This is a genomic window from Nodosilinea sp. LEGE 07088 (genome assembly GCF_015207395.1).
Taxonomy (GTDB): Bacteria; Cyanobacteriota; Cyanobacteriia; order Phormidesmidales; family Phormidesmidaceae; genus Nodosilinea.
The window spans coordinates 1-7593 of the sequence record NZ_JADEWX010000229.1; the positions used below are offsets into that span (position 1 = coordinate 1).

Genomic DNA, 7593 nt, shown 5'->3' on the forward strand with positions numbered 1-7593 from the left:
ACCTCGTCTGCTGATACTGCCCTCCCCTTACGGGTTGAACATTCCGAGGCGGACATCTGCTTGAACACTAGCAGGGAAAGAACTTAGGAGTCCTTTCCAACTCCCCCGAACGACTTCGAGTCGCGCGCCTAACAAGTTAGTAGACTGATCCAATCTGCCTATATCCCCACTGTAGGGTAGATAGGCAGATTATCTGCTGCATAATCACCCCTGGAAGGTAGATAGGCAGCGAATAATCTGCATATTAGCCCTCTCAGGGGTAGATAGGCAGACAAGATCCGCATATCTTCCAATCCTCCTTAGAGTTCATAGGTACTACGGTGTTATAATTGATACTCATGTACGGAGTCTGCCATGGAACCGCCTCGTCTCAAGAAGTTGCTAGACCAGGTACGAGGTGCCCTGAGGCTCAAGCATTACTCCTACCGGACGGAGCAAACCCATGTTTACTGGATTCGCCGCTACATCTTGTTCAACAACAGTTCAACAACAAGCGTCACCCACAGGAGATGGGCACAGCAGAGGTTACTCAGTTTCTAACGTATCTAGCGGTGCAAGAACAGGTGGCAGCATCCACGGCTCCATGGTTGACGGGGAGCTTTTGTACCAGTAGCCTTCTACGTTGAGCCGTTGGCGTTGAACCCTGCGATCGCTAATCACAGGCCACTGATCGTTAAGCAGGCACCGCTGTTTAGTATGTTGCACCTGCTGATCATTAATTGCAGGCCTGTGATCGTTAAACTGGCATAGCTATTTAGCAAAGTGGCATAGCTTGGTTCTAGCGGGGGCGATGGTCGAAGACCGGCCCAGAGCGATCGCCCAGTCATTCATCCCCATCAGACCCCTGGGATCTGCTCAGACTTTCGATGAGTCCGTCGCTTGCTGCACCACCGCATAGTCTGCCGCAATGGCGTGGTGAAATTGCTCTGGCAACTCATGCCACACCAGCAGGTCAACCCTAAAGGGTAGATCGCTCTCATCAAACGCCTCTTGCAGATCGGCGATCGCCGCCTGCTGCTGCGGTGTGGCAAACGCCGCTAGGTCCAGGTCAGAGGGGGGGCGCGCCGTGCCCCTGACCCGAGAGCCGTAGGCCCACACGGTCGTATCTGGCAAGTGTTTTTGCACCAGAGCCACAACAATTTGGTGCTGCTCGGGCGTCAGGGCGATAGCGTTGGCTAGGCCCATGGTTGACCACTCATCGTTTGGTAGAGTGCGGTGGCGTCGCTTAAAAAGGCTTCCATTAGCGCCAGAGCCGCCTGAGCCTTGTCGCCGCTATAGTCATGGGCGGTGCCGATGCGCGCATTGGCATAGGCGATCCACGGCTCGGCGGTCGAGGGCAACAGCCCGTTTTCGTTGGCCAGTCGCCAGATGGGTTTAGGGCTGTTGGGCACCTCAGGTAGGCCCAACTCTTCAATTAAATAGCGTTTTAGCACCTTCCACAGGGCGTCATAGCAGGTCTCAAACCGCTGAATCACTGACTCGGCCACGGCTTCTTGTATGAGCGGCGGCTGGGCGGGGTCGAGGGTTTTGTAGTTGGCGTACTGCACCTCTAGGTGTTTGAGGGCCTTTTGCAGGTTGCTGTAGTCGATCATGGTGCTTTGGCGAAGCCGCCCGATTTGCAGGTTGCAGGGCTTAGGTCAATCGTACCTTAGCCCCCTTGGTTTGCACGTTAGCCACGGGTGGCTAAGGTTTGCGCGTACCGTGCCCTTGAGCCGCGCCCCTCCAAAGTAAGGACAGGTGAACCTGGCTTATACAAATCCTACTGGGCTAACCCCGGTTCAGCCGGGCGCACAGCGGTGCGCCCCTACAGATTGGCCTTTTGGGAATCGGGGTATGGAATTCGGATTCGGTATTACTCAGATTTCTTAGGGGGCTTTTAAGGAGAATTCAGGTGGTGGTCACGGGGGCTTCAGAGATGGCAGGCACTGTGGAGCACAGTTGCACTGCTCTCAGGAGATAACCCCATGTCTTCTTCTCACCCTCGGCCCAACTCTGATCTCTCCGCCCAGGTGCTCGAAACGGCGCTGGGAAACTACATTCTGCTGGAAGTTTATCGCGATGCTGAGCTGCGATGGTCAAAGACCTGCCCTCAAGGGCAATCGCCAAACACCGTTCCGCCTCAGCCCAGCCCAAACAACGCTACCCCTCGCTTTGGCCTTTGGTCTACCGCCCTGCTCACCGTACTCGGCGGGCTGCTGGCGCTGTTAGCGCTAGAGACTCCCCCTCGGGCGATCGCATCCCTCTCCACCCAGGCCCAAGCCACCATTGCCGAACTGGGCATTCTCACCAGATGGCGGTTTTAGCTACTTGTGCTCAAAGTGGGCGATCAGCGGCTGGGGCGCGGACAGTCGTTGAACCAGCGACTCGCGGGCCTCGGGCCGTTGGCTCCGGTAGACCTCTACAAACGAGCCAATCGCTGCCGCCATTAGCTCGCGCAGGGTGGCAGCGGGTTGGGTCGCCGGAAAATCTAAAAACGCTCGGCCCGTGGTGGCATCAAAAGGCTCAACAAAAGAAAAGTGGTTGGCCCCTTCTAATGAAAGTAAATAGCAATCGTCTCTGCCGCCTCGAATGGCCTCGTGGAAGGTGCGCTCAATTGGCGTAGTGGGCCGTTCCCAGGTGATGCCGTAGCGGTCGCTGCTGTTGGCAATCACCCCGTCTTGGGTGCCGCCCATCAGCAGCAGGGGCAGCCGGTCGGGCAGCGGTAAGATTTTGCCTGCTTCGTAGCCCAACTGCATGATCGCTGCGGTGTGGGCACCGTAGGCAAAGGCGGCGCAGACGGAGGGAAAAAACTCTGGGCTGGCGCTTTCTATGGCGACCCGGCCCCCAGCGGAATGGCCACCCAAAATGACATGGTTTAAGTCGAGCAGGCCCGCCAGCACGCCTGCTGCATTCAGCGTTTCCAATTCGTTCAACAACGCTGGCAACGCCGATGCCGTGGGGCCTTGGCCGTAGCGATCGGGCATCAGCATGGCGAGGTCTACCCCTGGGGTGAGGGCCATCAGGCCCGGCAGGTTTTCGGCGACCCATGAAAACGTCACCGCTACCAGCCCCCGCTCCACTAGGGCGATCGCCAGCCACCGGTACAGCTCTGGCCCGCAGTTGATGCCGTTGAAGAGAATCACGATGGGAAACGGAGCCTGCTCACTATCGGCGGGCACCACACCCAGGTTGCGCTCTGGCTCGCTGCCAGACATTTGGGCCGGGTAGAACACTTTGAGCTGAATTGTATTGTAGGGAGCGGGGGCACCGTCTACCATGACGGCTCGAAACAGGGCTCGTACAGTCATCGCTTAAACACTTTTGCTAACGCCAAAATTCATCGGGGTGGAGATCTTTTAGCTCCGCCTGAATTTGTTGGAAGTAATCGCTTTCGGTAATTTGGGCCACCTGCTTTTGCAGCTTGGCCTGGTCAATCTCGATAGTCAGCTCCATCAACTGCTGTTTCAATTTAGTTTCGCGCTGCTGCACATGGGCCGCCATGAGCTGAAACATGCGGGCCAGTTGCCCGAGTTGGTCATCACGCTGGGCCACATCATCCAGACTGGCGGGGTCAAAGCTGCCTTTGTCTACAGCGGTGGCGGCGGCGGTGACCTGGTCTACCTGCCGGATGTATTCCTGCATTTCCTGGTTTTGGTGGCGCAGGGTGGCTTCGGCCTGTTTGCGATCGCTAATTGCCCCGCAAATTTGCCCGTACATTTGGTTAAAGGTGGCAATCACTTCGCCCAGTTCGTCTTTGCGCGGATAGCGCAGGGAGGCAAACTCTGGCGCATTGTCGTCACAGGCCACGGTTTCGCCAGCCAGAGCCAGATCGTGGCGCAGGGTCAGAATGGGGGTAATCAGCAGCCGACTCAGCAGCACCATCATCGCCAGGGTAATGAACCCGGCGATCAGCAGCACCAGCCCGCTAATTCTGAGTATATAAAAGACCAGCGCTCGCTGGGTGCCGTCGGCGTTGTGGCGCAGCACAATCCAGTGATTGTCCACCAGGTCGGGCAGCATGCCTTCGCCGATGCCGGTCGTCGTCCAGGCGATGTCGTAGCGGCGTTCGCCTGTCTGGGTAAACAGCTGCTGTCGATTCTGGAGAGCCTCAGCGATCGCAAGCTCTGGGGGTTCGCCAAAGGCCTGGACCAAATTGCCGTCAGCGTCGTAGACGGCCCCGCCCAAAATGTCTCGCATCATCGGGTCTTGCTGTAGCTGCTGCAGGTGCTGGGCCAGCTCAGCCCCGGTGGCGGCGGGGTAGGTGGTGACAATCCAGCGCACTTTACCAGTGGAGACCTCTTCGATTTGGCTCAGCAACTCACCCCGACGGCGTTGTACCGACGGCACCAGCAAAATCGCCTCGATCGCCACCAAACTCAAAAACATGCCCGCAATAATGCGCGATGAAAGCGGCGATCGGAAGAGACGCAGGGTGTTTTTGATGGGCTGCATGGGGGAGTAGGGAGTAGGGAGTAGGGAGTAGGGAATGGGGAGTGATGGGGGAATCCAAAATCCAAAATCCAAAATCCAAAATCCACCTGAGCTACCAGCTGTCGAGGTCTGCGCTGCCCATAAGCCAGGTGGCCAGGTCTTTGGGCGCGGGGGCCACGTTAAAGGGGTGGAGGCCAAAGTCTTTGGAGAGCTGCTGGCAGACCCGAATGCCGCGCACGCTGTTGCCTTTAGCATCGAGGGGGGGCGAAAAGATGCCCAGGCCCAGCTTGCCGGGTGAAACGGCGGTAATGCCGCCGCCGACCCCGCTTTTGGCGGGCATACCCACCCGGTAGGCCCAGTCGCCCGACGAGTCGTACATGCCGCAGGTGAGCATGACGCTGACCACGTCCTGTACGTAGCGCTGGTCCAGGGCGCGATCGCCGGTGACGGGGTTAACACCACCATTGGCCAGGGTGGCGGCCATCAGGCTGAGGTCGCGAGCATTGACCAAAATCGAGCACTGCTGAAAGTAGAGGTCGAGGGTTTCGTCGATGCGATCGCTGACCATGCCGAAGTTCAGCATCAGGTAGGCGATCGCCCGGTTGCGGTGGCCGGTCGATTTTTCGGATAAAAACACCGGCACGTTGATGTCGTGGCTGCGGCCCGTGTAGCGGCCAAACATGTCGAGCATGCGCTTGAGGCGTTCGGTGCCGTCTTTGCCTTTAATCAGGTCGGCGGTGGCGATCGCCCCGGCATTCACCATCGGGTTGCAGGGGCGATTGGTCGCCTCATCTAGCACAATGGCGTTGAACGCCTCCCCCGTCGGCTCGACCCCCACCTTGCTATTCACATAGTCGCGACCGTGGTCTTCGAGGGCCAACCCGTAGACAAACGCCTTGGAGATCGACTGAATGGTGAAGGGCTGGTCACAGTGGCCCACCTCAAACACCTGCCCATCCACCGTGGCGGCGGCAATGCCAAACCACTGGGGGTCAGCCAGCGCCAGCTCAGGAATATAGTCAGCGACGGTTCCCTCGGTTAGAGACAAATACTCGCGGTGCAGATCGCTGAGATAGTTACGAAAGGGCGATGTCGCTGCCGTAATTGAATCTGCAAACGCTTTTAACTCGCCGGTGCTGGTCATCGCGCTTTACTCCATAATCCGGCGGGCCACCGCCTGTAATTCTTGCGTCACCAAATGCTCGGGGTGGCGCACACAAAACACCCCTTCGCTGGCCAGCTTGGCAATATCCTCCGAAAGGGGAAACAGCCCCGCCACCGGCACCCCATAGGTTTCTGCCACCTTTTGCCGCAGCACCTCTGGTGCCAGGCAGGCCAGGGCCTTGTTAATCACAATTTGCACATGGCGCACATTGAGCTGACGGGCGACATCCAGGGTGACCGCCGTGCCCTGATAGTCTTGCTTATCGGGCCGCACAATCAGCAGTAAACAGTGAGAAATAGCAATGGTCAAAAAGGTTTCCTTTGACAGCCCCGGATGGGTGTCAATAAATAGATAATCGAGCTCCAGGGTTTTCACCAGCTGACGAAAACCATCGTTGAGCAGCCGCACGTCGTAGCCATCTTTAAGAATGCGGGCGATGTCGTCGGCTTTGCAGCTAGAGGGCACCAAAAACAGTGTTCCACCCTTCCCTAGGTTCAGGTTTCGGCCAACGTCATAGGCACCGTCGGCCAGATCGGCTTCGCCCCACAGGTAGCTGTTGAGCGTTTTGGTCATCACCTCTGGCTCCAGGTCAAAAATGTTGTGAATCCCTGGCGACGGCAGATCGGTATCGACCACCCCCACCCGGTACCCCTGCTGGGCCACGGTAGTCGCCAAATTTGCGGTCAAATTAGACTTGCCGGTGCCCCCTCGGTAGGAGTGCACTGAAATCACTTTTGGCATGGCTGATCGTCTGATAGGCGCGATTACGAGGCTCTAGCTAACTAGCGGCAGAAGAAACGTCAAATTCCTATCTGGGAATACCGATGAGTTGAATAGGGTGCCCCATCTGTACGTCCTAGGGTGAGGCTCCCTCCATTGCCCAGTCAAGATCAGTTTTGGATCAGTAATGGCTGATCCAAAACTGATCCACCCCTGATCTTTCGGCGCTGGGCAAATTCGGCCACACTTTAGATGTAGCCCCAGACGTATGCCACATACATCCGCTAACTCTTCAACAGATCACCCATGAGTTAACCCCTGAGCTTCAGGCCCAGCCCATCTTGAAGGAGGCTGCTATGTCATCTACCACCCCAGTTAATTCCCTCGCCAGGCCGTCTTTAAGCCTAGAGCCAGATTCTCCAGGGCAAGATTTAGTGGTCATCAGTCGTGACCTGGAGGGCTACCGCTTTCTAGCGCAGACTGTTACTGCCCCGGTAGAGGTGCTGCTGCTGAGCCCAGCGCAGGATGGCATAGCGGCGATCTTGCAAATGCTAATGGCTCTACCCTCTATTCGCTGCCTCCATTTGGTCACGCCCGTCCATGGTGAAGGCCTGCAACTGGGTAACGTTGCTCTGCGCTACGACACCCTGCCAAACTACGCCAAGACGCTATGCCAGTGGCGATCGCGGCTAGCTCCCAGGGCAGAAATCTGGATCTACAACGGCGAGATGGCACGCACCGAGGCCGGTAAGCTGCTGATCGATGTGTTGCATCATCTGACCGGGGCCGCGATCGCCGCCTGTACCGCCTTCCCCAATGCTGGGTTCGCCGCCGGTCGTTGGGAGTTTGACTGCACCACCGCAACCCTAACGCCGTCTCTGGTCCTGCCCCTGGAGTTGGTAAAGCAGTGCGTTGCCGCTAACCGAAATCGGGGCAAAGAGTCATCATTTGTCAAGATCACTGATTGCTCCAGCGACAGTGATCTAACGGTGATTTAAAACTGATCTTTCACAATAAATCGCCAATTCAAATCTGAAGTGCATCAGCGTCTGATTTATCTGAATAGAATACTTCAAATGGCGTTTTATAGTCAAGCGATTTTCTTGGTCTTTTGTTAATCAACATGACGGCTCTTTCTAATGTCTCCGGTTTGACGATTTTGAAATTTGTTTGCTTTGGAAAAAACTGTCTTAATAATCCATTCGTATGTTCATTGAGACCTCGCTCCCAGGAATGATAAGGATTAGCAAAGTAACACAATAGTTCCAACTCCTTACTCAACTCTGCATGATTACTAA

Annotated in this window: 9 protein-coding genes and 1 pseudogene; 3 read left to right on the forward strand and 7 right to left on the reverse strand. The window is 56.6% G+C overall.

Annotated elements, in window-relative coordinates; translation table 11 throughout:
- Positions 1-354: 354 nt before the first annotated feature.
- Positions 355-578 (forward strand): annotated as a pseudogene (locus IQ254_RS34030) (phage integrase N-terminal SAM-like domain-containing protein); the annotation flags it as partial.
- Between the two features lie 277 nt (positions 579-855).
- On the opposite strand, the gene IQ254_RS28100 reads toward IQ254_RS34030, so the two are convergent.
- Together IQ254_RS28100 and IQ254_RS28105 are read right to left on the reverse strand one after the other, a co-directional pair.
- The gene (locus IQ254_RS28100) at positions 856-1185 is read right to left on the reverse strand and encodes a nucleotidyltransferase family protein (protein WP_193969455.1); all 330 of its coding nucleotides are present in this window, start codon (positions 1183-1185) and stop codon (positions 856-858) included.
- Positions 1176-1592 (reverse strand): nucleotidyltransferase substrate binding protein, encoded by a 417-nt coding sequence (locus IQ254_RS28105; RefSeq protein ID WP_193969456.1) that lies wholly within the window; start codon positions 1590-1592, stop codon positions 1176-1178. Before IQ254_RS28105 ends, IQ254_RS28100 begins: the two co-directional genes overlap by 10 nt.
- Positions 1593-1964: 372 nt before the next feature.
- On the opposite strand from IQ254_RS28105, the gene IQ254_RS28110 reads away from it, so the two are divergent.
- On the forward strand, positions 1965-2303 hold the full coding sequence (locus tag IQ254_RS28110) for a hypothetical protein (protein WP_193969457.1): 339 nt from the start codon (positions 1965-1967) through the stop codon (positions 2301-2303).
- Here IQ254_RS28110 and IQ254_RS28115 read toward each other — a convergent pair whose 3' ends face one another.
- The 4 genes from IQ254_RS28115 to IQ254_RS28130 all read right to left on the reverse strand — a co-directional run bounded on the left by IQ254_RS28115 (position 2304) and on the right by IQ254_RS28130 (position 6316).
- Positions 2304-3287, reverse strand: a complete 984-nt coding sequence (locus IQ254_RS28115; protein ID WP_193969458.1) for a dienelactone hydrolase — start codon at positions 3285-3287, stop codon at positions 2304-2306.
- Between the two features lie 16 nt (positions 3288-3303).
- Entirely contained in the window at positions 3304-4431 is a 1128-nt protein-coding gene (locus IQ254_RS28120) for a sensor histidine kinase (protein WP_193969462.1), read from the reverse strand.
- A 91-nt stretch (positions 4432-4522) separates the two neighbouring features.
- Positions 4523-5554, reverse strand: a complete 1032-nt coding sequence (gene glsA, locus IQ254_RS28125) for a glutaminase A (RefSeq protein WP_193969459.1) — start codon at positions 5552-5554, stop codon at positions 4523-4525.
- A gap of 6 nt (positions 5555-5560) precedes the next feature.
- Complete coding sequence (locus IQ254_RS28130) at positions 5561-6316, reverse strand: MinD/ParA family protein (RefSeq protein WP_193969460.1); 756 nt, start codon at positions 6314-6316, stop codon at positions 5561-5563.
- Positions 6317-6651: 335 nt separating this feature from the next.
- On the opposite strand from IQ254_RS28130, the gene IQ254_RS28135 reads away from it, so the two are divergent.
- Positions 6652-7293, forward strand: a complete 642-nt coding sequence (locus tag IQ254_RS28135; RefSeq protein WP_193969461.1) for a DUF4347 domain-containing protein — start codon at positions 6652-6654, stop codon at positions 7291-7293.
- 28 nt (positions 7294-7321) lie between these two features.
- Here IQ254_RS28135 and IQ254_RS28140 read toward each other — a convergent pair.
- A partial coding sequence (locus tag IQ254_RS28140; RefSeq protein ID WP_193969121.1) for an IS30 family transposase occupies positions 7322-7593 on the reverse strand: 272 nt, incomplete at its 5' end.